At 53.0% G+C, this 23,845-nt stretch carries 26 protein-coding genes; 6 read left to right on the forward strand and 20 right to left on the reverse strand.

Going from position 1 to position 23,845, the window contains the following annotated elements; genetic code table 11:
* Window positions 1-32: 32 nt before the first annotated feature.
* Window positions 33-461, forward strand: a complete 429-nt coding sequence (locus NR795_RS12500; protein WP_144817758.1) for an OsmC family protein — start codon at window positions 33-35, stop codon at window positions 459-461.
* Between the two features lie 124 nt (window positions 462-585).
* Here the strand turns inward: NR795_RS12500 and rpoS are convergent, their stop codons facing one another.
* The 12 genes from rpoS to cysD all read right to left on the reverse strand — a co-directional run bounded on the left by rpoS (window position 586) and on the right by cysD (window position 10,381).
* Window positions 586-1,578, reverse strand: coding sequence for an RNA polymerase sigma factor RpoS (gene rpoS, locus NR795_RS12505; protein ID WP_103818262.1), 993 nt, complete (start codon window positions 1,576-1,578; stop codon window positions 586-588).
* 120 nt (window positions 1,579-1,698) lie between these two features.
* Window positions 1,699-2,853, reverse strand: coding sequence for a murein hydrolase activator NlpD (gene nlpD / locus NR795_RS12510; protein WP_374544356.1), 1,155 nt, complete (start codon window positions 2,851-2,853; stop codon window positions 1,699-1,701).
* Between the two features lie 109 nt (window positions 2,854-2,962).
* Window positions 2,963-3,589 carry a protein-L-isoaspartate(D-aspartate) O-methyltransferase gene (locus NR795_RS12520; protein WP_144817756.1) on the reverse strand — a complete coding sequence of 209 codons (627 nt, stop codon included), beginning with the start codon at window positions 3,587-3,589 and terminating at the stop codon, window positions 2,963-2,965.
* Window positions 3,583-4,344 carry a 5'/3'-nucleotidase SurE gene (gene surE / locus NR795_RS12525; protein WP_257758407.1) on the reverse strand — a complete coding sequence of 254 codons (762 nt, stop codon included), beginning with the start codon at window positions 4,342-4,344 and terminating at the stop codon, window positions 3,583-3,585. Before surE ends, NR795_RS12520 begins: the two co-directional genes overlap by 7 nt.
* The gene (gene truD / locus NR795_RS12530; RefSeq protein WP_144817754.1) at window positions 4,325-5,374 is read right to left on the reverse strand and encodes a tRNA pseudouridine(13) synthase TruD; all 1,050 of its coding nucleotides are present in this window, start codon (window positions 5,372-5,374) and stop codon (window positions 4,325-4,327) included. The genes surE and truD overlap by 20 nt, the downstream gene beginning before the upstream one ends.
* A complete protein-coding gene (gene ispF / locus NR795_RS12535; RefSeq protein ID WP_144817753.1) occupies window positions 5,371-5,850 on the reverse strand; it encodes a 2-C-methyl-D-erythritol 2,4-cyclodiphosphate synthase in 480 nt (159 codons plus the stop codon). Before ispF ends, truD begins: the two co-directional genes overlap by 4 nt.
* 2 nt (window positions 5,851-5,852) lie before the next feature.
* Window positions 5,853-6,560 (reverse strand): 2-C-methyl-D-erythritol 4-phosphate cytidylyltransferase, encoded by a 708-nt coding sequence (ispD, locus tag NR795_RS12540; RefSeq protein ID WP_257758408.1) that lies wholly within the window; start codon window positions 6,558-6,560, stop codon window positions 5,853-5,855.
* A gap of 19 nt (window positions 6,561-6,579) precedes the next feature.
* A complete protein-coding gene (gene ftsB, locus NR795_RS12545) occupies window positions 6,580-6,891 on the reverse strand; it encodes a cell division protein FtsB (protein WP_042387824.1) in 312 nt (103 codons plus the stop codon).
* Between the two features lie 168 nt (window positions 6,892-7,059).
* Window positions 7,060-7,383, reverse strand: coding sequence for a DUF3561 family protein (locus tag NR795_RS12550; protein WP_144817751.1), 324 nt, complete (start codon window positions 7,381-7,383; stop codon window positions 7,060-7,062).
* Between the two features lie 47 nt (window positions 7,384-7,430).
* The gene (gene cysC, locus NR795_RS12555; protein ID WP_144817750.1) at window positions 7,431-8,036 is read right to left on the reverse strand and encodes an adenylyl-sulfate kinase; all 606 of its coding nucleotides are present in this window, start codon (window positions 8,034-8,036) and stop codon (window positions 7,431-7,433) included.
* Window positions 8,036-9,463, reverse strand: coding sequence for a sulfate adenylyltransferase subunit CysN (cysN, locus tag NR795_RS12560; RefSeq protein ID WP_257758409.1), 1,428 nt, complete (start codon window positions 9,461-9,463; stop codon window positions 8,036-8,038). The genes cysC and cysN overlap by 1 nt, the downstream gene beginning before the upstream one ends.
* Window positions 9,464-9,472: 9 nt before the next feature.
* On the reverse strand, window positions 9,473-10,381 hold the full coding sequence (cysD, locus tag NR795_RS12565; RefSeq protein ID WP_042387833.1) for a sulfate adenylyltransferase subunit CysD: 909 nt from the start codon (window positions 10,379-10,381) through the stop codon (window positions 9,473-9,475).
* 298 nt (window positions 10,382-10,679) lie between these two features.
* On the opposite strand from cysD, the gene NR795_RS12570 reads away from it, so the two are divergent.
* A complete protein-coding gene (locus NR795_RS12570; RefSeq protein ID WP_257758410.1) occupies window positions 10,680-11,726 on the forward strand; it encodes an aminopeptidase in 1,047 nt (348 codons plus the stop codon).
* A gap of 145 nt (window positions 11,727-11,871) precedes the next feature.
* Here the strand turns inward: NR795_RS12570 and NR795_RS12575 are convergent, their stop codons facing one another.
* Window positions 11,872-12,207 carry a HigA family addiction module antitoxin gene (locus tag NR795_RS12575; protein ID WP_257758411.1) on the reverse strand — a complete coding sequence of 112 codons (336 nt, stop codon included), beginning with the start codon at window positions 12,205-12,207 and terminating at the stop codon, window positions 11,872-11,874.
* A 73-nt stretch (window positions 12,208-12,280) separates the two neighbouring features.
* Window positions 12,281-12,577, reverse strand: coding sequence for a type II toxin-antitoxin system RelE/ParE family toxin (locus NR795_RS12580; RefSeq protein ID WP_257758412.1), 297 nt, complete (start codon window positions 12,575-12,577; stop codon window positions 12,281-12,283).
* A gap of 443 nt (window positions 12,578-13,020) precedes the next feature.
* On the opposite strand from NR795_RS12580, the gene NR795_RS12585 reads away from it, so the two are divergent.
* From NR795_RS12585 to NR795_RS12595, 3 genes are all read left to right on the forward strand, one after another.
* A complete protein-coding gene (locus NR795_RS12585) occupies window positions 13,021-13,431 on the forward strand; it encodes a hypothetical protein (protein WP_257758413.1) in 411 nt (136 codons plus the stop codon).
* A 195-nt stretch (window positions 13,432-13,626) separates the two neighbouring features.
* Complete coding sequence (locus NR795_RS12590) at window positions 13,627-14,022, forward strand: YfeC-like transcriptional regulator (RefSeq protein ID WP_257758644.1); 396 nt, start codon at window positions 13,627-13,629, stop codon at window positions 14,020-14,022.
* Between the two features lie 171 nt (window positions 14,023-14,193).
* On the forward strand, window positions 14,194-14,322 hold the full coding sequence (locus tag NR795_RS12595) for a hypothetical protein (RefSeq protein WP_256380191.1): 129 nt from the start codon (window positions 14,194-14,196) through the stop codon (window positions 14,320-14,322).
* A 300-nt stretch (window positions 14,323-14,622) separates the two neighbouring features.
* On the opposite strand, the gene NR795_RS12600 is transcribed toward NR795_RS12595, so the two are convergent.
* The 5 genes from NR795_RS12600 to NR795_RS12620 all read right to left on the reverse strand — a co-directional run bounded on the left by NR795_RS12600 (window position 14,623) and on the right by NR795_RS12620 (window position 21,529).
* Complete coding sequence (locus NR795_RS12600) at window positions 14,623-16,020, reverse strand: AAA family ATPase (RefSeq protein WP_257758414.1); 1,398 nt, start codon at window positions 16,018-16,020, stop codon at window positions 14,623-14,625.
* Window positions 16,021-16,555: 535 nt separating this feature from the next.
* Window positions 16,556-16,858: a hypothetical protein gene (locus NR795_RS12605; RefSeq protein ID WP_257758415.1), complete on the reverse strand. Its 303-nt coding sequence runs from the start codon at window positions 16,856-16,858 to the stop codon at window positions 16,556-16,558.
* 1,472 nt (window positions 16,859-18,330) lie between these two features.
* Entirely contained in the window at window positions 18,331-19,275 is a 945-nt protein-coding gene (locus NR795_RS12610; protein ID WP_257758416.1) for an S-4TM family putative pore-forming effector, read from the reverse strand.
* Between the two features lie 3 nt (window positions 19,276-19,278).
* Complete coding sequence (locus NR795_RS12615; protein ID WP_257758417.1) at window positions 19,279-20,274, reverse strand: nucleotidyltransferase; 996 nt, start codon at window positions 20,272-20,274, stop codon at window positions 19,279-19,281.
* A gap of 574 nt (window positions 20,275-20,848) precedes the next feature.
* Window positions 20,849-21,529: a hypothetical protein gene (locus NR795_RS12620; protein ID WP_257758418.1), complete on the reverse strand. Its 681-nt coding sequence runs from the start codon at window positions 21,527-21,529 to the stop codon at window positions 20,849-20,851.
* Window positions 21,530-22,161: 632 nt separating this feature from the next.
* On the opposite strand from NR795_RS12620, the gene NR795_RS12625 reads away from it, so the two are divergent.
* On the forward strand, window positions 22,162-22,404 hold the full coding sequence (locus NR795_RS12625; protein ID WP_257758419.1) for a hypothetical protein: 243 nt from the start codon (window positions 22,162-22,164) through the stop codon (window positions 22,402-22,404).
* A gap of 123 nt (window positions 22,405-22,527) precedes the next feature.
* Here NR795_RS12625 and NR795_RS12630 read toward each other — a convergent pair whose 3' ends face one another.
* Window positions 22,528-23,535: a hypothetical protein gene (locus tag NR795_RS12630; protein WP_257758420.1), complete on the reverse strand. Its 1,008-nt coding sequence runs from the start codon at window positions 23,533-23,535 to the stop codon at window positions 22,528-22,530.
* Window positions 23,536-23,845 lie beyond the last annotated feature (310 nt).

The raw sequence follows: 23,845 nt of genomic DNA on the forward strand, positions 1-23,845 counted from the left end.
CTTAGGTTTTCATCCAAAAAAGGAGCGAATAGATGACGATCCATAAGAAAGGTCAGGCACACTGGGAAGGCGACATCAAAGGCGGTAAAGGCACCATCTCTACCGAGAGCGGCGCATTAAAGCAGCAGCCTTACGGTTTCAACACCCGCTTCGAAGGCGCAGCCGGGACCAACCCGGAAGAGTTGATCGGCGCTGCGCACGCGGGCTGCTTCTCTATGGCGCTGTCATTGATGCTGGGTGAGGAGGGCTATACCCCGGAGAGCATCGACACTACGGCAGATGTGTCTCTGGATAAAGTTGACGGCGGCTTTGCGATTACCAAAATCGCGCTCACCAGCACGGTGAAAGTGCCCGGTATCGAAAAAGAGACCTTCGATAAGATCATCAACAAAGCCAAAGCGGGCTGCCCGGTTTCCCAGCTGCTGAAGGCTGAGATCACACTGGACTATACCCTCAATTAATTGAGTTAAGCCGGGCGGTGGCTCTGCCTTGCCCGGCCTACGGTTTTAGTAAAAATCGTTGCCATCCAAAAGCACAAAAGAAAAAGGCCAGTCAAATGACTGGCCTTTTTTGAAATGGTGTCGCTTATTCGCGGAACAGCGCTTCGATATTCAGCCCCTGCGTCTGCAGGATTTCGCGCAGACGACGCAGACCTTCAACCTGAATCTGACGAACGCGTTCACGAGTCAGGCCAATCTCACGGCCCACATCCTCAAGCGTTGCAGCTTCATAGCCCAGCAGACCGAAACGACGTGCCAGCACCTCACGCTGTTTGGCGTTCAGTTCGAACAGCCATTTGACGATGCTCTGCTTCATGTCATCGTCCTGCGTGGTGTCTTCCGGACCGTTGTCTTTTTCATCGGCCAGGATGTCCAGCAGCGCTTTTTCGGAGTCGCCACCCAGCGGGGTGTCTACCGAGGTAATGCGCTCGTTGAGACGCAGCATACGGCTTACGTCATCAACTGGCTTATCCAGCTGTTCGGCAATCTCTTCTGCACTTGGCTCGTGGTCCAGCTTATGGGACAGTTCACGTGCGGTTCGCAGATAGACGTTCAGCTCTTTAACAATGTGAATTGGCAGACGGATCGTGCGGGTCTGGTTCATGATTGCCCGTTCGATGGTCTGACGAATCCACCAGGTTGCGTAAGTCGAGAAACGGAACCCACGCTCTGGGTCAAACTTCTCAACGGCGCGGATCAGCCCCAGGTTACCTTCTTCAATCAGATCCAGCAGAGCCAGACCACGATTGCTGTAACGACGGGCAATCTTCACGACCAGACGCAGGTTACTTTCAATCATGCGACGGCGTGATGCAACGTCCCCACGCAGTGCGCGACGCGCGAAGTAAACTTCTTCTTCAGCGGTTAATAGAGGAGAATAACCGATCTCTCCTAAGTACAGCTGAGTTGCGTCCAGCACACGCTGTGTTGCTCCCTGAGATAACAGCTCCTCTTCAGCTAACTCGTTATCACTGGGTTCCTCTTCATTCAGGACTTTCTCATCGAAAGCCTCAACTCCGTTCTCATCAAATTCCGCATCTTCATTTAGATCATGAACTTTCAGCGTATTCTGACTCATAAGGTGGCTCCTACCCGTGATCCCTGAACAAAATCTCCATACCCCTTTTCTTATGCGTGGCAGCGGCTGTTACACAAGCTGCCACGGCAAAGCAAAGGACAGTATAGCGACTTTGCCATATTATCGCTGCGGTAAATAACGCAGCGGGTTGACGGATTTCCCCTTGTAACGAATTTCAAAATGCAAACGTGTCGAACTGGTGCCGGTGCTACCCATGGTAGCTATCTTTTGCCCCGCCTTGATATCTTGTTGTTCCCGGACCAGCATTGTGTCGTTATGGGCGTAGGCACTCAGGTAATCATCGTTATGTTTGATGATAATAAGATTACCGTAACCGCGCAGAGCATTACCGGCATATACCACGCGTCCATCTGCGGTCGCGACGATAGCCTGGCCTTTCGACCCTGCGATATCGATCCCTTTATTGCCACCTTCGGTCGCAGAGAAGTTATCGATAACATTGCCATCAGTAGGCCAGCGCCATGTTGAAATTGGTGCGCTGGTTGACGTACTGCTGGCTGTCGGTTCGGTGGTACTTACATCAGAATTGCTAACCGTAGGTGCTGTAACAGGCGCTGTGACTACCGTCGCAGGCTTGTTGTTCGGCAACATTTTGTTAGCACTCTGTTCACCTGAGTCCTCAGAATACGTAATTGTCGGTTGCGGCGCAACTACTACGGTTGATTTTTGTGCAGGCGGAGTCACTATTCCTTGCTCGGAAGCATCAGCCTGAGTGATTGCATTCCCACCAGTGATTGGCGTACCGGATGAATTTCCTACCTGGAGAACTTGCCCGACATTCAGGCCATACGGGGCGGCAACGCCATTCCGCTGGGCCAGGTCACGGAAATCATTGCCGGTTACCCAGGCAATGTAAAACAGTGTATCACCGCGTTTCACAGTGTAAGTACTGCCGCCAGTATAGCTCCCTTTCGGAATGTTCCCATACTGACGATTGTAAACAATTCGACCATTTTGCGTCTGAATGGGCTGCGACGTCACCGGTTGAGGCGTCGCTGGCTGAATGGTCGTTGGCGGAGCGATAACCGGCTGAGCCGGTTGAATTTGCGGTGCCGGCTGTGGTGCGCTGCCCATCTTCGGTGGAGGGGTAATTAACATCCCGGATTCGGTGCTGCTGCCGGAGGCGCTGCCGCCATCAACGGAGCTTACCGGTGCGGGTGGATTACCAGAATTTGAGCATCCTGCCAGCCAGAGCGAAACCAGTGACAGTGCCGCAATCCGGCTTAAGGTGAATGTTGGGCTTCCCGTGCTCATTTATCCCCCAAAAATGTATTTGCTTGTGCGTGTTGAAAACCGTGGCGTTATTTAACGCCGCCCCACCTTACGCTTAAACTCGCTGAAAACTTTAGGAAAAATCCGGGTCTCAGGCCAGTTCGCCTTTCACAAGCGGGACAAAGCGTACGTCTTCCACGGTTTCGATGATAAATTCGCTTCCCCGTCGATGGATGCACTTTAGCTGCTGGTGCTCATCGCCCACGGGTAAAACGAGAATGCCGCCGTTATCCAGCTGCGCCAGAAGCGCGGCGGGGATCTCCGGCGGTGCGGCCGTGACGATGATGGCATCAAACGGGGCGCGCGCCTGCCACCCCTGCCAGCCATCGCCATGACGCGTAGAAACATTATGCAGGTCGAGCTGCTTCAGGCGACGACGCGCCTGCCATTGAAGACTTTTGATGCGCTCAACGGAGCAGACATGGCGTACCAGATGCGCCAGGATAGCAGTCTGGTAGCCAGAGCCGGTGCCGATCTCCAGCACTCTGGAGTCCGGCGTCAGCGCCAGCAGTTCGGTCATTCGCGCGACCATATAGGGCTGCGAGATGGTCTGCCCCTGGCCGATAGGCAGCGCGACGTTTTCCCACGCTTTGTGTTCAAACGCTTCATCAATAAATTTCTCACGGGGAACCCGTGCGATAGCGTCCAGGACATGTTCATCTTTAATGCCCTGGCTGCGTAACTGATCGAGAAGGGCTTGTACGCGTCTGCTTACCATTGCGTGTTCACCCCGGCACGGCTTAACCAGTCCGAAACAACATCACGCGCACCGTAGGCAGTAAGATCGACATGCAGCGGCGTTATCGAGACGTAGCCTTCATCCACGGCGGCAAAGTCGGTGTCCGGCCCGGCGTCGTGCTTCTCACCCGGCGGACCAATCCAGTAGAGCGTATTGCCGCGCGGATCCTCCTGCGGAATGACCTTATCCGCCGGATGGCGACTGCCGCAGCGGGTCACGCGAATGCCTTTGATCTCACTGAGAGGCAGATCGGGCACGTTGATATTCAGGATGCGACCGGTGCGCAGCGGCTCCCGGCTCAGGGCGCGGAGAATCGAACAGGTCACGGCGGCGGCAGTGTCATAGTGCGTGTAGCCGTTAAGCGAGACCGCCAGCGCCGGAAAACCAAGGTGACGCCCCTCCATTGCCGCGGCTACCGTCCCGGAGTAGATCACATCGTCGCCAAGGTTCGGTCCGGCATTGATCCCGGCTACCACGACGTCCGGACGCGGGCGCATCAGCGCATTAACGCCCAGAAAGACGCAGTCGGTCGGCGTCCCCATCTGCACGGCGATATCGCCATTCTCGAAGGTAAAGGTACGAAGTGACGATTCCAGCGTCAGAGAGTTAGAGGCTCCGCTGCGGTTACGATCGGGCGCGACAACCTGCACATCGGCAAATTCCCGTAAAGCATGGGCCAGCGTCTGAATGCCTGGCGCATGGATCCCGTCATCGTTACTCAGCAATATTCGCATAATCACCCGATGTATTGATAAGTTCCCTTACAACGCTGGTGGCAAAGCTCCCTGCCGGCAGCCAGAAGCGCAGTTCGACAGTAACATCATCCCACCAGTTCCAGCTCAGCTGCTGCGGATAGAGCAGCGCCGCCCGGCGCGAGGCCTCAACCTTTTCCCGCACCAGCAGGGACTGTAACAGCGGCGAATCGCTAATGGCCGCCTCTTCACGCGCCAGCGCTTCGCGCTGGGTTCCCCACTCGCCGGTACCCGGCAGCGCAGCGGTAATCAGCAGCGCTTTATCATCAACGCGCGCCTGGAGCGCCGCCAGCTCTTCCGGCGTGGCCACGAACCAGCTTCCGCGCCCCGCTAATTGTAGCGCATCGCCGTCAACAACTTGATTAAAGTCCGCTTTTTTCAGGCGCTCGCTGACGATCTGATTAAACAACGCGCTGCGTGCCGCCGACAACCAAAAACTGCGTTTATTGCGATCGCGCACCGGGGCATCGCTCTGCGCCCAGCGTAGCGCACCGTGCAGGTTGCTGCCGCCGATACCGAAGCGCTGCGCGCCGAAGTAGTTCGGTACGCCCTGCCCGGCGATTGCCGTGAGACGCGCCTCGACGTCGGCGCGGTTGCTCACCTCACGCAGCACCAGCGTAAACTGGTTGCCCTTCAGCGCACCCAGCCGCAGCTTGCGTTTATGCCGCGCATACTCCAGCACCTGGCAACCTTCCAGCTGAAACGCGCTGAGATCCGGCATCTCTTTACCCGGCACGCGGGCGCAGAGCCACTGCTCGGTCACCGCATGCCTGTCTTTCTGCCCGGCGAAGCTGACCTCTCGGGCAGAGATTTTAAGGAATTTTGCCAGCGCGTCAGCGACAAAGCGGGTATTACAGCTGGTCTTCAGCACCCGCACCAGAATATGCTCGCCCTCGCCGTCAGGCGCGAAGCCTAAATCTTCTACCACGACGAAATCTTCCGGGTTGGCCTTCAGCAGGCCACTGGCCAGCGGTTTGCCGTGCAGGTACGTTAGCGCGTCAAACTCGGTCATTTAGCCGCCTTGACTAACAGCGCCACGGCTTCGCAGGCAATGCCTTCGCCGCGCCCGGTAAAGCCCAGCTTCTCGGTGGTGGTGGCCTTAACGTTAACGTCGTCCATGTGGCAGCCGAGATCTTCTGCAATAAAGATGCGCATCTGCGGGATATGCGGCAGCATTTTCGGTGCCTGGGCGATAATGGTCACATCCACGTTGCCAAGGGCATAACCTTTCGCCTGAATACGACGCCAGGCTTCGCGCAGCAGCTCGCGGCTGTCAGCGCCTTTAAATGCCGGGTCGGTGTCCGGAAAAAGTTTGCCGATATCGCCCAGCGCCGCCGCGCCAAGCAGCGCATCGGTTAAGGCGTGCAGGGCCACGTCGCCATCAGAGTGCGCCAGCAGGCCTTTCTCATAGGGAATACGTACGCCGCCGATGATGATGGGGCCTTCGCCGCCAAAAGCGTGTACGTCAAAGCCGTGTCCAATACGCATTATCAGTTCTCCATAGAGGCGTTACGGGTAAGATAAAATTCTGCCAGCGCCAGGTCTTCAGGCCGCGTCACTTTAATATTATCAGCGCGACCGGCAACCAGCTCGGGATGATAGCCGCAGTGCTCCAGTGCTGAGGCTTCATCGGTGATGGTTGCCCCGTCGTTCAGCGCCCGCGTCAGGCACATTTTAAGCAGCGGTAAGGGGAAAAACTGAGGGGTTAGCGCGTGCCACAGATCGTTACGATCAACGGTGTGGGCAATGGCGCTTTTGCCGGGCTCGGCGCGCTTCATGGTATCGCGCACCGGGGCGGCCAGAATGCCACCCGTAGGGCTGGTTTCGCTAAGAGAGAGCAGACGGGAAAGATCGTCCTGATGCAGGCAGGGACGGGCCGCATCGTGTACCAGCACCCACTCGGCATCACCGGCAGCGTGCAGACCAGCCAGCACCGAATCGGCGCGCTCTGCGCCGCCGTCAACCACGGTTATCTGAGGGTGGTGCGCCAGCGGCAGCCGGGCGAAGCGCTCATCGCCTGGGCTGACGGCAATAATCACCCGCTCCACACGCGGATTTGCCAGCAATGCCGCAACCGCGTGTTCAAGAATGGTTTTATTGCCAATCGAAAGATACTGTTTAGGGCATTCCGTTTGCATACGGCGGCCAAATCCGGCGGCCGGTACGACGGCACAGATGGCCGGAACTATTGCTGCCATGTAAGAAAACCTGGGCCTGTTATCGATTATTTTGTGGTGACCCTGGAGTACGTTTAGACGCATCCGGAACCAGACGATAAAAGGTTTCGCCCGGCTTGGTCATACTGAGTTCGTTACGTGCGCGCTCTTCAATCGCTTCCTGACCGCCGTTGAGATCGTCGATCTCGGCAAAAAGCTGATCGTTACGCGCTTTTAGCTTAGCGTTTGTTGCCTGCTGTACTGTGACATCATCGCTGACGCGGCTGAAGTCGTGGAGGCCATTCTTGCCAAACCACAATGAATACTGTAGCCAGACCAGCAGAGCCAGCAACAGCAGCGTTAATTTACCCATCCTGCCCCCTGTAAAACGGCATCATCATCCCATAACTTACGCCAGGACTCCACTCTAAGCCGATGCCGTAACGACGCTGCCAAATGTACCATACCTCACGCGATCCAGGCACTGTCCAGCCTGGAAACATCGTCTTAAAAAGCGTTACGGTTTGAATTATGGCGTGCTTTAACCCATCAGCCACATAAATAGCATGCCGAACATGCCCACGCTGGCGAGCGCCGTCACCAGGCTGGTGTAAACCAGCCTGCCGTTAAGCAAGGAGTGGATGGCAATCCCGACCACAACCGCAACGGGCATCAGCGCGAGAAAGAACGGCCAGGTATAGAGAAAGAAAAAGAGGGTATTAGAGCCGTACAGCAGGAACGGAATGCTTAGCGCCAGCAGCCATGAGGCAAAGCCAACGACAGCGCCTGGCAGTGACCAGGCCGGCTCGTCATTGGCAACGCCGGTTTCAGATGGAGTAATAGTAATATTCTGGCTATTGCGCATAGTGGATCCTGTGACCTGACTTGCCGGGCGCAAAACCCGGCGTTGTCTCAGGATCTGATAATATCGTCCCGTTTCAGTAGATCTAATAATTGAGCCACTAAATTTGTTACTAATTGTTCACCGTCCAGATGCACCTCGGGTAATTCAGGTGCCTCATAGACGGAATCGATCCCGGTAAAATGGCGTAGCTCACCGGCGCGCGCCTTTTTATACAGCCCTTTGGGATCCCGCGCTTCGCAGGTAGCCAGCGAGGTATCGACAAAGATTTCGTAAAAACGCCCCTCGCCTACACGTTCGCGCACCATCTGCCGCTCGGCCCGGTGCGGAGAGATGAAAGCTGTCAGCACCACCAGCCCCGCATCGACCATCAGCCGGGCAACCTCGCCCACGCGGCGAATGTTCTCCTTGCGATCGTCGTCGCTGAAGCCCAGATCGCTGCACAGACCGTGGCGTACGTTATCGCCGTCCAGTAGATAGGTGCTAACACCCAGCCGGTGCAGGGCCTCCTCCAGCGCCCCGGCGACGGTGGATTTACCCGAGCCGGATAGCCCGGTAAACCACAGCACAACCCCACGGTGACCGTGGAGTTGCTCCCGCTGCTGCGCGGTGACGGGATGGGCGTGCCAGACGACGTTCTCGTCATGCTCCGCCATTATTTGCCTCCCAGCAGATCGCGCGCGCCCCAGTGTGGGAAGTGCTTGCGTACCAGCGCATTCAGCTCCAGCTCAAAGGCGCTGAACTCAGACGGCGCGGCCACGGCATCAGCGTTCGGCTGATTAACCATGCCCGCCCCGACGGTGACGTTGCTCAGGCGGTCGATAAAGATCATCCCGCCGGTCACCGGGTTGTCCTGGTACTTATCCAACACCAGCGGCTCGTCAAAAGTCAGATCCACCAGCCCAATGCCGTTAAGCGGCAGCGCGTCGACGCTGCGCTGGGTCAGGTTATTGATATCCACTTGATACTGAACGCCGTCCACCCGCGCTCGGGTCTTCTTGCCAGCGATTTTAATGTCATAGCTCTGGCCTGGGCTCAGCGGCTGCTCGGCCATCCATACCACATCTACCGCTGCGCTCTGTACGGCTGGCAGGCTCTCCTGCGCATCCAGCAGCAGATCGCCCCGGCTGATGTCGATCTCATCCTTCAGCACCAGGGTCACCGCTTCGCCCGCACCTGCTTCCTGCAGATCGCCATCGAAGGTCACAATGCGTGCCACCGTGGACTCCACGCCCGACGGCAGCACCTTGACGCGCTGGCCGACCTTGATGCTGCCGGAGGCCACGGTACCGGAGAAGCCGCGGAAATCGAGGTTCGGACGGTTAACGTACTGCACCGGGAAGCGCATCGGCTGGGTATCGACTACGCGCTGGATCTCCACGCTCTCCAGCACTTCCAGCAACGTCGGGCCGCTGTACCACGGCATGCTTGCGCTCTGGCTGGCTACGTTATCTCCTTCAAGCGCCGACAGCGGCACAAAGCGGATATCGAGGTTGCCCGGCAGCTGCTCGGCAAAGGTCAGGTAGCTCTGGCGAATCGTGTCAAAGGTCTCTTCGCTGAACTCAACCAGGTCCATTTTGTTCACCGCCACCACCAGGTGCTTAATGCCCAGCAGGGTGGAGATAAAGCTGTGGCGACGGGTCTGATCCAGCACGCCTTTACGCGCGTCAATCAGCAGGATCGCCAGATCGCAGGTCGAGGCCCCGGTCGCCATATTACGGGTGTACTGCTCGTGCCCGGGGGTATCCGCGATAATAAATTTGCGTTTTTCGGTAGAGAAGTAGCGGTAGGCCACGTCAATGGTGATGCCCTGCTCACGCTCGGCCTGCAGGCCATCCACCAGCAGCGCGAGGTCAAGCTTTTCGCCCTGGGTCCCGTGGCGTTTGCTGTCGTTGTGCAGCGTGGAGAGCTGATCTTCATAGATCTGGCGCGTGTCGTGCAGCAGACGACCAATCAGGGTGCTTTTGCCGTCGTCGACGCTGCCGCAGGTCAGAAAGCGCAGCAGGCTTTTGTGCTGCTGGGCGTGCAGGTACGCTTCGACGCCGCCTTCATTAGCAATTTGTTGAGCAATAGTGGTATTCATGGCGGCTCCTTAGAAGTATCCCTGGCGTTTTTTCAGCTCCATCGAACCGGCCTGGTCCCGGTCGATGACGCGCCCCTGGCGTTCACTGGTGGTGGAGACCAGCATCTCTTCGATGATCTCCGGCAGCGTCTGGGCATCAGACTCTACCGCGCCGGTCAGCGGCCAGCAGCCGAGGGTACGGAAGCGCACCATGCGCTGTTTGATCTCTTCGCCCGGCTGCAGGTCGATGCGATCGTCATCGATCATCATCAGCATGCCGTCACGTTCCAGCACCGGACGTTCAGCCGCCAGGTACAACGGAACGATTTCAATGTTTTCCAGGTAGATATACTGCCAGATATCCAGCTCGGTCCAGTTCGACAGCGGGAAGACGCGGATGCTCTCCCCTTTGTTGATCTGCCCGTTGTAGTTGTGCCACAGCTCCGGACGCTGGTTTTTCGGATCCCAGCGGTGGAAGCGGTCGCGGAAGGAGTAGATACGCTCTTTCGCGCGGGACTTCTCCTCGTCGCGGCGTGCACCACCAAAGGCGGCGTCAAAGCCGTACTTATTCAGCGCCTGCTTCAGCCCTTCCGTCTTCATGATATCGGTGTGCTTGGCGCTGCCGTGCACGAACGGGTTGATCCCCATCGCTACGCCTTCCGGGTTTTTATGCACCAGCAGCTCGCAGCCGTAGGCTTTGGCGGTACGGTCACGGAACTCATACATCTCACGGAATTTCCAGCCAGTATCGACATGCAGCAGCGGGAAAGGCAGCGTACCTGGATAGAAAGCCTTGCGTGCCAGGTGCAGCATCACGCTGGAGTCTTTGCCGATGGAGTACATCATCACCGGATTGGAGAATTCAGCCGCCACCTCGCGAATGATATGGATGCTTTCCGCCTCCAGTTGTCGCAGGTGGGTGAGTCGTTTTTGATCCATAACCGTTCCTTAAAGGGAAATTTACCACACGAGACGATCTATTCTGTGCGTCTGCTATACGTCGCATGAGTCGCTAAAAACAAGGGATAGAGGGACTATAGGGGTCGTCTAAGGACGAATGAAATTACGAATTGGAATGAGTAGTTACTCAATGGAATAACGTTAAGCAAAAGCAAAGATCAAAAAGTGCTTAACGTGAGAAAATCCGGGCGTTTGAGCGTAATTGAAATTGTGTAACTGCGGTCACAGTTTCATACTATGCACGTCAAAAATTTTGCTTCATTTTTAAGGACTCACTATGTTTCCCGCATTGCGCCATCTTGTTGTAGCTCTGGCGCTCGGTGTGTGCTTTACCGTGCCGGCACAGGCTAAGATCAGCCAGCCCGGCGAGATGGCCAGCGAGCAGGCTCGCCATATTGCTACCTATTTCCCAGGCCGCATGACCGGCACACCTGCGGAGATGCTCTCAGCGGACTATCTGCGCCAGCAGTTTGAACAGATGGGCTACCAGAGCGACATCCGCAAGTTCAACAGCCGCTACATCTATACCTCACGCAATAAGAACCAGAACTGGCACAACGTGACGGGCAGTACGGTCATCGCCGCCCATGAAGGCAAGCTGGCTCAGCAGATCATTGTGATGGCGCATCTCGATACCTACGCGCCGCGCAGCGACGCCGATAGCGATAACAACCTTGGCGGCCTGACGTTACAGGGCCTCGACGATAACGCCGCTGGGCTGGGGGTGATGCTGGAGCTGGCTGACCAGATGAAGCATATGCAGACCCAGTACGGCATCCGCTTTATCGCCACCAGCGGCGAGGAGGAGGGACGGCTGGGCGCGGAAAATCTGCTGCAGCGCATGAGCGACGCCGAGAAGAAAAACACTCTGCTGGTGATCAACCTCGATAACCTGATCGTCGGCGATAAGCTCTACTTCAACAGCGGCAAAAGCACCCCTGCCGCAGTGCGCAAGCTGACCCGGGATCGCGCCTTGGCCATTGCTCGCCAGCACGGCATCACCGCCACCACTAATCCGGGCCTGAACCCAGACTATCCGAAAGGCACCGACTGCTGCCACGACAGCGAAGTGTTCGATCGCGCAGGTATCCCGGTGCTCTCCGTCGAGGCCACGAACTGGTCGCTGGGGAAAAAAGATGGCTACCAGCAGCGGGCAAAAACCAAAGCGTTTCCCGACGGCACCAGCTGGCATAACGTGCGTCTGGATAACCAGCAGTTTATCGACAGCGCCCTGCCCGGCCGCATTGAGCGCCGCAGCCGCGACGTGATGCGTATTATGCTGCCGCTGCTTGAAGAGCTGGCGAAGGCGGAGAAGAACTCGTAACGCCATCGCATATAGATTGCGTTTGGTAGGCCGGGCAAGCGCATCGCGATCTTTATACTCGAACTCAACGTCGCGGGTTTCATATCTTAGATCTGCACCGCCACAGGAATAAAAAGCCCGCTGTCAGGCGGGCTGGTTGCGGTGGTTAGGCGACTTTCTTTTTAGCTTTGCTGGCAATAAACATAGCGGCGGGAACGATGCGGCTAAATTCTTCTTGCGCTCGGGTGTCGTTCTCTACTTCCCAAAGGTCTACAGCAGCCTGGAGATTAAGCCAGAAATCAACGGACGTATCGAATGCTTTAGACAGGCGGAATGCCATGTCAGTCGTCAGTTTGCGGTTGTTGTTAACCAATGCGCTTACACTATTGCGATGCACATGCAACATTTCCGCAAGTTCGTTGATTTTAAGATCTAGCGGCTCCAGGTATTCATACAGCAGGATGTCACCTACGGTAGTCGGTTTTCTGGTTGCCTGTTTCATAATAATCCTTGAGGTTTTTGAGTATCATTCGTAAATCATGAGGGGGACCAGCGCCAACTGGCACCTCTATATGTCAGTATTTGTGCGGATCCAGATAGAGATCTTCCGCTTTTCCATCCACCCATTTAAATATTAAGCGATATTGCTGGTTAATGCGTATTGACGAGTAACCTTCCAGTTTGCCGTTTAACTCCTCATACCTGTTGCCAGGTGGCGATCTCAAATCCAGATAAGTAACGGCAGCGTTGATAATGTCGAGTTTGCGAGCCAACGTGGTATGTATGTCTGGAGGAATCTTTCTATGCGGCGTTGAGTGCAAAAAAAAGTCTTCCAACCATACATCACGGAAGCTTCCTATGTGGTTTAGCATTCCATCCAAGCCTCCCTATGTTTAATGCAATCATGATAACGCACCGCTGCACGGTGCACAAGTGCATTCTGGGCGTAAGTGTTACAGGTTGATGAATGGCTCGTTTAGGGGGCGCGATTTGGCGCGGAGGGGTCGGGAATGCCGTGTTTGGAAAGGGAACGCTGGCGCACTCCACCTCCACGGAGCTGGACGCGCGGTATATCCCCACGCATGTAGGGAACACTCTGTCAGGTGGAAGGCTTCCCTTCGTGAAACCGGTATATCCCCACACATGTGGGGAACGCAGCACGGAGACACCCCCAGGATTTCCAGCTAACCGGTTTATTCCCACGCATGCAGGGAACTCGCGCATGGCGCAGACCACCGCGGAAAACATTCCGGTTTATCCCCGCTGGCGTGAGTTAATATTGACTCAATAAGCCCTTTTTAGCGTTGGAGCGAGAATGAAAGTTAACTATGTCCGGCGGTCAAGCGGTAAACGGACCACTATCACACTGCCCGATTATCTTTGCGAACTCTGGAGAGCTGCCCAGTATCCGGTCGATGATAACGGTGTAAAAGCGGGAATAATTGGCTTGTTGCAACAACTGGATGACCCTGCGCCTGGGATGACATTTCAGGCGTTGGCTGAAAAAACTATGGTTGATGATATCCGTTCCTATCAAAATCGACTGATGGCCAGTAACGATGAGCTCAAATGCCGGGTAATAGACTGGATGCTCGGGCTTCTGCCAGGCAAGGTTTCGCCAGATGATAAAGCGCCAGCTGTGATGAACGCGTTAGCAACGTTGAAAGACGTGAAATGGGAAGTGATGGAGCAGTTCGATTCTCTGGAGGAACAGCGGTGGCGATAAGAGAAATGGCCCAGTTAAAGCTTGGCCTGGAGATTTACCGAAAAATCTTCCCAAGCCACCTTCGATATCTGAGGTATTCAAGTTGCTCGCCGCTGCCAATGCGTCAGCATTAGATATGCGCACTAATCTTCTTATCTGCGCGCAAGATGAGTGGCTTACTTGAAATTTCAACCAGCAGCAACAGTGAAAAAGCAGATGAAATTACTTGATAAAATGACGCCAGAAGAGATGGCAGATTACCTTGGTGTCACCAGACAAACCGTAAATCGCTGGATACGCGAACAGGGCTGGACAACTGAGGCACTGACTGGTGTGAAAGGTGGAAGAGCGCGGCTGATCCATGTTGATGAGAGCGTACTGGTTTATATGCGTAAGACGCCGGTGGTTCACCATCGTCGGGCGTCCTGTTTAATAGCGGAATCTACTGCAGACTATAGTATGCGGTTACAAACAGCCTCGCTGTGCCAGATTGTCAAGGTCCTGCAGAAAATGACACCCGCAGAGCAGGAGCGGCTTGAATGCTTTCTGGTGAGAGAAGGGCTGCTCGGATTTCTAAACCAGCTGGGCATTCCTAACTCCGAGAAAGAATAAAATAGTCAGTTTGTTGTCTAACTGACTGGCATTTGGTAATTCGCCACTGCTATTGCGTATAAACATACTTTTTCGCAGGTAAAATCCTCCTTGAAAGAGCAAGTGAATAAGCGTAAAAACTTTATACTCTTGACTGAGTAATTATCTTTTAATATGCAAAGGAGAACGACCATGAGTCTTAAGCCAGGCCCGAAAAGAATTGCCGACTCAACAGGGGAACCTGATAAACGCCAGCGCGACAATAAAAAAACCCCGGGAAATACTGACAAACTGAAACCCAGTAAAAACCCAAAGAAATAATTCAGTAGCTCAAAGCCCTACGGGGCTTTTTTTATTTACCATGTGTCAGAATTGAGCAACTGTCGAGAAGCTCATGATAAAGAGTTTGAAACACTGTCTTAGCTCAGGCGGACATTATAATTCTGCCATTATTATGTTTGTCAAAGCTAAATTCAGATGTTCGGGGCAGGGCAAAGCTGAAATGTGCGTTCTGTGCCAGAAGCGGACATGATATGGATAAGGCAAGATTACCTTCTTGGCTCGGGAGGAATCCATCATCATGAATTCCTCATGTAATAAATATGTAGCCAGTTAGTCTACTTACATGTCATTCGCCTCTTCAGCATCCTTTTCATCATCACGTCTGAGGCGAGCTACGCTACGCTCTACTGGACTCAGGGGACTATACACTCCCTTTACAGCCGCAGTTCTGATGCTGGCTGTATGGGCGCTATATTGGCGGTCGAAGTCCAGAACTATTCCACACTTCTCTGCCTGCATTCTGACAAAACCTCTGATCATGTTCTCTCTGAATCGAAACCAGCCAGGGCGGACACCATCTTTTCCTACAAGCGCATGGCACAGAATAGAACCATGATTCTCTTTACGAAGCCTGGCAAAACGGCTGTCAAAATTCTTCTGAGTGAGAGGTTCAATACTGAGGTGCTTCATGACCTGTATATAGGAAGTAATGATGTGGTCTTTCATTCGATTGAGATCCGCTCCTTCAGCCATCGCCCATAGAATGTGGTGCATATGTTCATCACGGCATGTCGCAGCCTCATAGCATGATCTGAGTGTTTCTTCCGCAGACAATACAGACGCATCGAGCGACGCCAGAAATAACTCACGAGTCACCGTACCGACTACTTCATCAGCCATATAACATTCATGGAGGAGTTTGCTGCACATGAGATGAACATAGTACGGGAATCCATCACTCAGCGCGCAAATACGGTCAGCGATTTCAGCAGGGATATCTACGCCAAAGTACTCAAAAGCACTGTCTACGATCCGTTTCCGGCCGGTCCAATGCAGGCGATCAAGGTCGATCTGTTCAATCTGTCTTTGACTGGACAAGTGCCCACCAATCAAATCAGATAACGACTGTCCAATCCCGGTAAAGATGATACGAACCGGTACATCCCCGTCGCTTAACTGCTTGAGTAAAACACCAAAGCGAGACCGCTGTTCTTCGCTACGGATCAGGTCAAACTCATCGATGACTACAACGGTTTTCTTTGAATAGCTTTCTGTCAGATAGTTGAGGGCTTCAACCGCACTGGCCATGTTAATGACAGGACGAATACGTGACGTATTAACCTTATCAAAACGAGCTTCGGCTTTTACAATTGGGATGTTAACACCAAATGTAGTGGACGTTTTATATTGTTCCATCGGCATACGCAGTATTGCCTGACTTATAACCGACTCGATGACAGACTCAAGTGTCGAGTCATGGTCACAGCTGACGGTTATGGGGCGGTTATCTGAAGACTGAATAAGCGATGCGGCGGTGTGTGCCAGAGAAGTCTTCCCTACACCTCGGTCACCATAGATGAATACATGGCGGCCCGGGGAGTGAAGTGCTAACTGTATTGTTTCCAGCTGTTTTTCTCTCCCGAACAGTTTTTCGGGGGTACGTACCGGAACGCTGAGAGTCAGCACTTCATTAAGTTTGGTGGCGAAAGTCGTAAAGTCGCAGCCTGCAATAGCCATACCCATTAACTCCGGAAAGAAGATTAAAAGATATTATACTGATTTCCTTAATGCGATGCATGGCTGACCTGTTCTCCATTGATTAATACATGCTATAAACCGTGAGAGCAATGGCGAACATGCCTTTTCGCTCTTAGCGGGAATGAACCCCCTGGCATTGCAGTTCTATGAAAGTTGGGGCTTATGTCTTTCATCTTAACTTAGCTATGAGCGAACATTACAACTTTGCTGTTACATTCTTAGTGCGCATAATCTATCTTATATTAAATATATAGTGCACTATTAAATAGCGAACGATATACTGCATGTATTGTGCCCCTGCCCTTCATTTTTCAGTACAAAGCTAGAATGACACTTTAAGTACCAATATAACTAAATCCGCTTTAACATCATCTATCAACTCCCAGCAGATCCGGCAGGTGAGCATGCTGCCTATTCTGAAGCAACCTTGAATCCGGCTAACATTTTGCAAATCGACAAACCGGGATGAGCACAATAGAGAGTGTTACCTTACAGTATGGGTCAGGCAATCACCTTACCTTTCAACGATGTGAATCAGTGCAGTGACAGGCCCGACTATGATCACGCCATCTAATGCTTCTCCTTCCATGGCCTCTCCATCTTCGGTTATTAGCGCATCACCCAGCCATCTGGCGAACTCATTATTGCCGTCGACATTTACCAAAAGTACCCTGCCGGGGAGCGGACGCTTTGATTTATCAATTACTGCCCAGCCGCTCGACGTCGCGATCACCAGGCTGTTGCCGTTTATATTGCAGAGCTGATTCAGGCAGAGCGTCTGCTCAACGTAGTCCTGAGCTGGCGATGGGAACCCCACTAGAGGATTCTGCCCATGCCAATCATAAAGTAACTTTTTTCGTCACCGTGATGCGGCGTGTAGTCACGAAAATAAATTTGGCACCGCTCGATCCAGGCATTAGCACGGCTTAGTGTCCAGTGATGGTGCACCGCTTCAAGCTCACGAACAAAATCAAGGGACGTAACTATAAGTCGGCCGTTTGGCTCTCGTTTAACGGCTGCACTGAACGCAGTACCGATGTCTGAATATCTAGCCACTATTTTATCACTCCCCCAAATACTGTGTTTATATACAGTTTTGTTAAAAAGTTGATAGATCAAGATGGAGTAGCCTATTTATTCGCGTCACGTAGCTCTCTACATGACTCACAGCAGCACCGCCTGCGCGCCAATACCGTCTTATGACGCCCCCAATGACCCATTCAAATCTGCTGCCGCGCCATTATGCAGTTTCAATTGAGCGAGCGGATGGGGCGTCAGGGTATTCACGCGTTAGTTCTCAGGCCACAATAGGCTTCACTTCGTAAATGTACGCGCTAGGCATATCAGGTCATACTTTGGCTGCGGCCTCCAGCGTCAGTATCTTGTGTCGATGCTCTAGTCTCCCTGCCCCGCTGCCGTGCCGACGAGCGACCTTATACTGGCGAAACGCAACACCAGCGGACGCATCAGCAGCGATAGCATGACGTATGCCTCTTTTTTTGCCACGAGCAATCTTCACAACAGCGCGGAGCACGTTTGGCCTATAAACCTCTTCAGATATGAACATATCGCTGCACAGTAGGCGCACGCGAGAAATAAGCTAGTCAAAAACGACTGGTAACAGGGTGTGTTACCAAACAGTGCGAATGGGAAACAAAAATTGTTCGTGGCATCATAAAGCTCCCCGCACAAGGCGGACTGTCTGCCTTTAGGCTGTTATGCTTTGGGGGCATCGAACATAAAGGTGGTGACATTTTTCCTTTAGGAAAGCGAATGATATAACCTGGATGGGCGGAAAGGGACCTCCTACAAGACTTCATGTCGTTACGGTGTATTGCTTCCGGCGTTGACGGGCTATATCTGTCAAAATGAAGGACAGCGCGTCAGGGGCTTATATGTGCTGAATACCCATGATGAGTCAGTTCTGCAGTCTGGCATAATCGATGTCGGTCAGGACGTTAGCGCAGGCGACGCAGGCATTCTCCAGCGGAAATGCACCTCGCGAGAAATAGTCGCTCTGGACATCGATAACAATCAGCGCTTTTTTTTATCTCTGCTCCTTATAAAAATAAGAACGGACAGCCGGGCTTATCTTTGCGGGACCGTCAGCAGTATCCAGCCTGCCATCATGAGCGTTGAGTTGCAAGATAGGTACGGAACACTATTCGATGAAATCGGGTCAGTTAGTCGAAATACGTCAACTGACGACATACGGACTGGTGCGGATGACCGCACCGCTTTGCGAGAGTTCTCTGACGGTTATGGTACGGGAGGGTGATCCCCCGGGATTCAAGGGGCGCTCCGACCCGGCAGGTGCATTTCCGTCAGATTCGTTTCAAAGTAATCGTCATAAACCCGCTCATTTTTGCGTTTCATTATCAGCTGAATGCCGTTCGGTACGGGCGGGCATGAGGCACGGTAGGCGAAAATTTCATCCTGAATATTACGGAGCGTATAACCCAGCGACTCCTCTTCTGCCCGTCCGGACACCCTGATGCCGGAAATTTCCTTCTCAACGTACTTTTTCAACTTCTCACTTCTTTTCATACTGCTGCAATTATCCAGAAACTGAAGCAGGAAATAGCGGATGATCGGCATAGTGAACACTATGTATAAGAGGATCTCATTCAGGCCTGATTTCATGGCAATGCCGTAAACAAGCATGGCGATGGGTGAGACAATGAAAGCTGAAAGATACAACACGTGCAGTACCTCCCTGAGGGATTTATCCCATCCGAGGTTTTTACCGTGGCACAGGAGCGCCATAACGGCTTGGGGTGCATCATAAACCTTAGTTACGTACCATCTCTCTTCGCCAAATCGCCTGCGTGCTTTTTCCGGACTGTCTCTGAAATAGGCTGCTGCCCGGCTTATATCGTCCCGTGAGATCTCCTCCACCTTCAGATCATTACGCCGTATACCAAGTACCCGGCAGTCGTACATTTCCTGGACGGAGGCGGCCTTCCTGCGCAGTGCCGAGATGTGACCGCTAATGGCAATATTAAAGGTAAGGACCAGCAATCCGTAAAGCCCCAGCAACGAAGACAGCAACTCCGAGTCGACAAAACCCCAACTGCGGTTGTAAACGGTCACAACCGAAAGCAGGAACGGCACGATGATGCTGAAGAGAAAATTTAGTCTGTTCCAGTTCTTCACCCTGTCGTAGACGCGGGCCTGAGCATACAGAAGATCCAGGTTTTCTCTGGTTGACTGGTTTGTGTAAATAGCATTCATGGTTCACCCGTAAACTGGAAATGACGGCCCGAACACGTCGCGCCATTTGTTGATGGATTTTTCATAGTTTTTATCATTCTCAAACCGTCTCGCCTCCGAGGCTTTCTGCGCATCGAGAAAACATCTGTCCGAAATCGCCTGGCGTGCCTCGGCTGAAAGAGAGTTGATATCTCCCTGTATGCCTTTGGGATCGTTGACGGAGAACTGCACGAACAGACCAAGATGGCGGAAAAGCGCTTCCAGCTCCATATCGATAAACGATGAGCAGGATGTCCTGCTGGCGTAATAGTCCAGAATCAGCGTCTCCAGCAGATAGGAGCTCATGGAGGGCATCGTCGCTCGCCGCTGCCAGTACTTGACGGCTCTTATGACATTGAGCACATTGCCGTCCTTCTGCACATTGATAGTTGTGACCCTGTCCCTGTCTTTACGGGGATCGGTAAACTTCCAGTGTCCGTTGCCGTCAGGGATCAGGTAGTAAGTCCGTCCAAAGACGTCTTCGCGGGTGATAAAGCACGGCACGATGTCAAAATTCCAGTCCTTGCTGACCAGCTTCAGCGTGACGGCTTCCTGGTTACGCCTGATATCAGCCTGAGCGTACTGGGCAATATCCTGTAGGCGGCTTTTAAAGGCATTCAGAATTCTGACGGAGCAGATAGTGTCAGCTCCCGAGTGTCGATACCCGTGCAGGCGCGAACCCTCTCCGGAAGAGGTCAGGGTGATCCGGTCACTCAGGATGTTATAAGTGCCACTCTCCGCGGATAAGCCGAACATCAGATCGATATCGTCCAGAGGACGGATTTTGGTTCGTCTGGCAAATGAGCCGAAGGCAATATGGATCCCAGGATAACTCACCGGAAAAATATCATCATTTTCAAAATCATTTATCTTTCCGATAAGCCAGTCGCGACTTGCACGCGCGTCATCAGTATCTGCCTTTTTGAGATTTACGGTATCTTTCATAAATTCGTTAAAGGCAGTAATTACGGTGGTGGCCATGGTCAGTCCTTTAATCTTTAATTACTGAAGGAACAGGGCGCAGAAGCAGATAGGAAATCACTGAACCCTGGCAGAGTCGGAACAGTTTATTCCATACGTTGCGAATTCACTACCGCCTCGCTTACGATAAGGCCATATAATTTTGCGCGTTACGAAAGGCGTGATGTTAATTAACAAGTAAGTATACAACTGATAAAATTACTTTACCGAAAGTTATAATTTCCTGTTGGCAATAAAAGCAAGCTTTTATTGCTTAACTCGCATCAGCCTTTCTATTCTCCTCCTGAGATCCGAAAAAAGGTAAAGCCGAAAGTCAATGAGCCTATAAAGTAACTGCTTTCAGCAATTGAGATGCAGCACAGGAATTTCTTGATGAATCACGATGAAATATAGACTAACCGAGATGGCAAACGCACGTCCCTGTGAGTGTTCAGCAGTTATTCCCTGCGGTGGACTCGCATATGTTCAAGGCCTGAGGATCACAGGGAGTTCGCAGCCGGAAAGCACATGACGCCCCTGACGTCATGCTGCTGATACACTGCCATTGAAACGCAGCCGGTAAAGCTTCCTGTCGTTACGGTGTATTGCTTCCCGGCGTTGACGGGCTATATCTGACAAAATGAAGGACCGCACGCCAGGTTTTGCGTGCCATTACCCATAGATTCGGGGACGCAGAATGCATTAAGGCCCGGTAGTCACCGGCGATGCGCTCAATCAGCTGTTGTCTGTATGAAGGTAGCGGGACAGCCAGAGCAGCTAGTTCTTCGTTGTAATTTTTCACCTTTTCGGGTCTCCAGGACATGCGGCTGAGCTGTTCCGTACACTCCTCAGTAGCCCATGACGGGGAAGCAACGACATGGTCGAGATGCAGTATCAGCGGGAGAATGAGCCTTTTCCACTCCTTAAAATCGGCTGGCCGGTGAAGTTCTATGGTAATCTGAAATGCCTTTACTGCCTCAAAATCAATCCGGATCCCCACGCCGGCGGATTTTACGAGACCTTGGGTGACGCTGGCCAGCGTGATGCTCTTTTCATACCCCTTTGACAGATCATGTAGCAACTTCCCCACATTCATGCAGTAGAGATTCAGATTTCTCAGACAGCTGTCGCACTCAAGCACCAGCCTCTCCAACCTCACCGTCTCCAGTTCCAGTGTTTTCTTACGGATATCGTTACTTAATGCGAGTCTGGCTCCAAGCCAGACTGCAGTGACGGTCACGACAGGCGAGATAAGTTCTTTCCAGTCAAAGAGCATGCTCTGTATTTCCTGAAATAAGGCTAAATTTCCTGTGGGATGACATCCGCTGTCGCTTATCGGCAGCGGCCGATGCCTGTAGGACAGGCTGCGTGTGCACTATAGCGGACACAGAGGCTGTGGTTGATGCCGTAAATGCTGTTTTTCCGGGCGCACGGACGCCGGTGCATTCTGACCATCAGGGTGACAATGGGTTAGGATATGCCGTCCCGGAAAAGAATGATCCTGTACCCGGCGGGATGACTATCTGCCAGTTTAGCCCAGCAGCACATTCCCTTCTACAGCCAGACAGCCATGACCAAATAAATTTTACAGCTGTAGTGCCGTACCAGGGTAATGTCTGAAGCCATGATCAAAGCAGCAATACAGGCGAAAGCAGAAGCCGAATAGCTTTCTTTTCATTTCTGATAAAATTGGGCCTTCTGACCCCTCGCCGGAGATACGCCTGATGTGCAGTTTTGAAGCTGATGAAACCTGGATTTGTACTACCTGCATTGGAGAGCCTTTTCTCAGTGCCCGTATAGAAAATGAAGGCACTCATGAGGTCTGTACTTACTGTGGTAAAGAGAATTCCTGTTTCACACTGGAAGAAGTTAGCGATGCAACTGAAACAGCTATCGGGCGATAACGCAATGAAGAGAACGTGTAAGGACGTCGGGGCCCGCTGGCTGGACAGTCGGGTACCGGAGCAGCGCACCGGTGAAGAAGCGCTGAAATTCTCGGATGAATGCTGGGCAGAGGGACTGCGGCTTGCCGCCAGCCGGGAAAATCACTATCAGCACATTATGGATGTGGTTCGCTGGTCACTGACTAAGAGTAAAAAAAAGCTCCCGGAGGGAGCTTTGTGGCAGGACGGTCAGCAGCGGGAGGGTTAGAGGTGACTCTCCATGCTGCTGATCAGTTCTGAAATCACCTTTTTGAGCGGAACCGGATTTTCATCGCCCCGGGCGACGCAAAGTCCGTATGGTGCGCTGAAGACATTACGTGACCGAGTCCTTTCATTCACCTTTTTCTGTTACCGCGCCCTGAAGAATTTTACGGATAAGGCTGTCCATCTTCTCGCAGACGACCTCAGCAAGCCTGTCACGGGTGACCACATCCGTACCGGCTTCTTTCTGCGGCCAGTAATGAATACGGGTTTCTCCCTGAATGAAAAGCAGGCCGCAGATGCCCATTGCCCCGCCGGAGGCAGCTCGAGCAAATGCGGATGTCGCGTTCCTGGGGGCAGAGTCTGCCGGTGCCGAAATAAAGGTGTTATAGCCGCTGTTGATATCCACACCCGGCCCCCAGCCAGCCAGCTGCGGGCAGGGGATCGCCTCTTTCAGACGTGGCGTCAGCAGACGCAGCAGATCCGGTCGCAGCAGAACAATGACATCAGCATGCTCAAAAGCAGCGGCAGCGGTGATAACAGAACAGAATTCGCCGTCTGCACGCTGCTCTTCCTGCACAACCGGTATCTGCCGGCGAAGTAACCCTGCTTTTTGGCACAAATTGCTGACCAGTTCATCCAGGCTGGCTATGGCGGTGGACAGGTGTTGTTCACTCTCGCCGGTAAGCATCAGTGCATCGCGGCTTCCGCCACCCATCGCAATATCACACTCTGCGATCTGCGCCTGAGCCTGTGCCAGAGGCAGCAGCAGCCGGTCAACGGTGAAGGGCAACGCCGGGGCACTGTGCAGCCAGCACAGCCCATCGGCAAGCGCCAGGCGGGAACGGGTAAACAACTGATAAAGTGAAGCCATCTCTCCCCAGCCAGCCTGGCGCTCAGTATGGCCGCGGATAAGCAGCAGTGCATCGCGGATATTCATCAAATCAGAACAGCACTTTGCCACAACCTCACCGGCAGTATGCGGCCGGGGGGCCGGCAAAAAGGGTGACTGCTCATGCTGATCAATATAACGGTACAGATCTGTCATATTCTGGGTGACCGTTATATTCCTGCGCTGAAGGACTGCATCGACCCGGGCTTTCAGATCGTCATCAATGCGGGCATTGACCATAGCCATACAGAAGCTCCTTAACTGGTTGGTAATGTAAAGCTTCATAGCTTTACCATATTAAGTAAAGCTTATGTGCTTTACATAGCCATGTAAAGCTCTGTTGCTTTATTTTTAATGTAAAGATACCCGTCTTGCATTTATGCTGGTTCTGCACTAATTAGAATAATTATTGCCATCCTGTCAATTATGTCCTTTCCTGTTGCCGTAGATCCGAAAAAAGGTAGAAACGGATCTTCACCATCCGCCCCGGCGCGCAGCGGCCCCGTGACACAACATGTAGCGGCGTCAGCAGCTTATTATGACGCTATATGTTGTA

This window comes from Pseudescherichia sp. L3, assembly GCF_024656065.1.
Lineage (GTDB): Bacteria > Pseudomonadota > Gammaproteobacteria > Enterobacterales > Enterobacteriaceae > Pseudescherichia.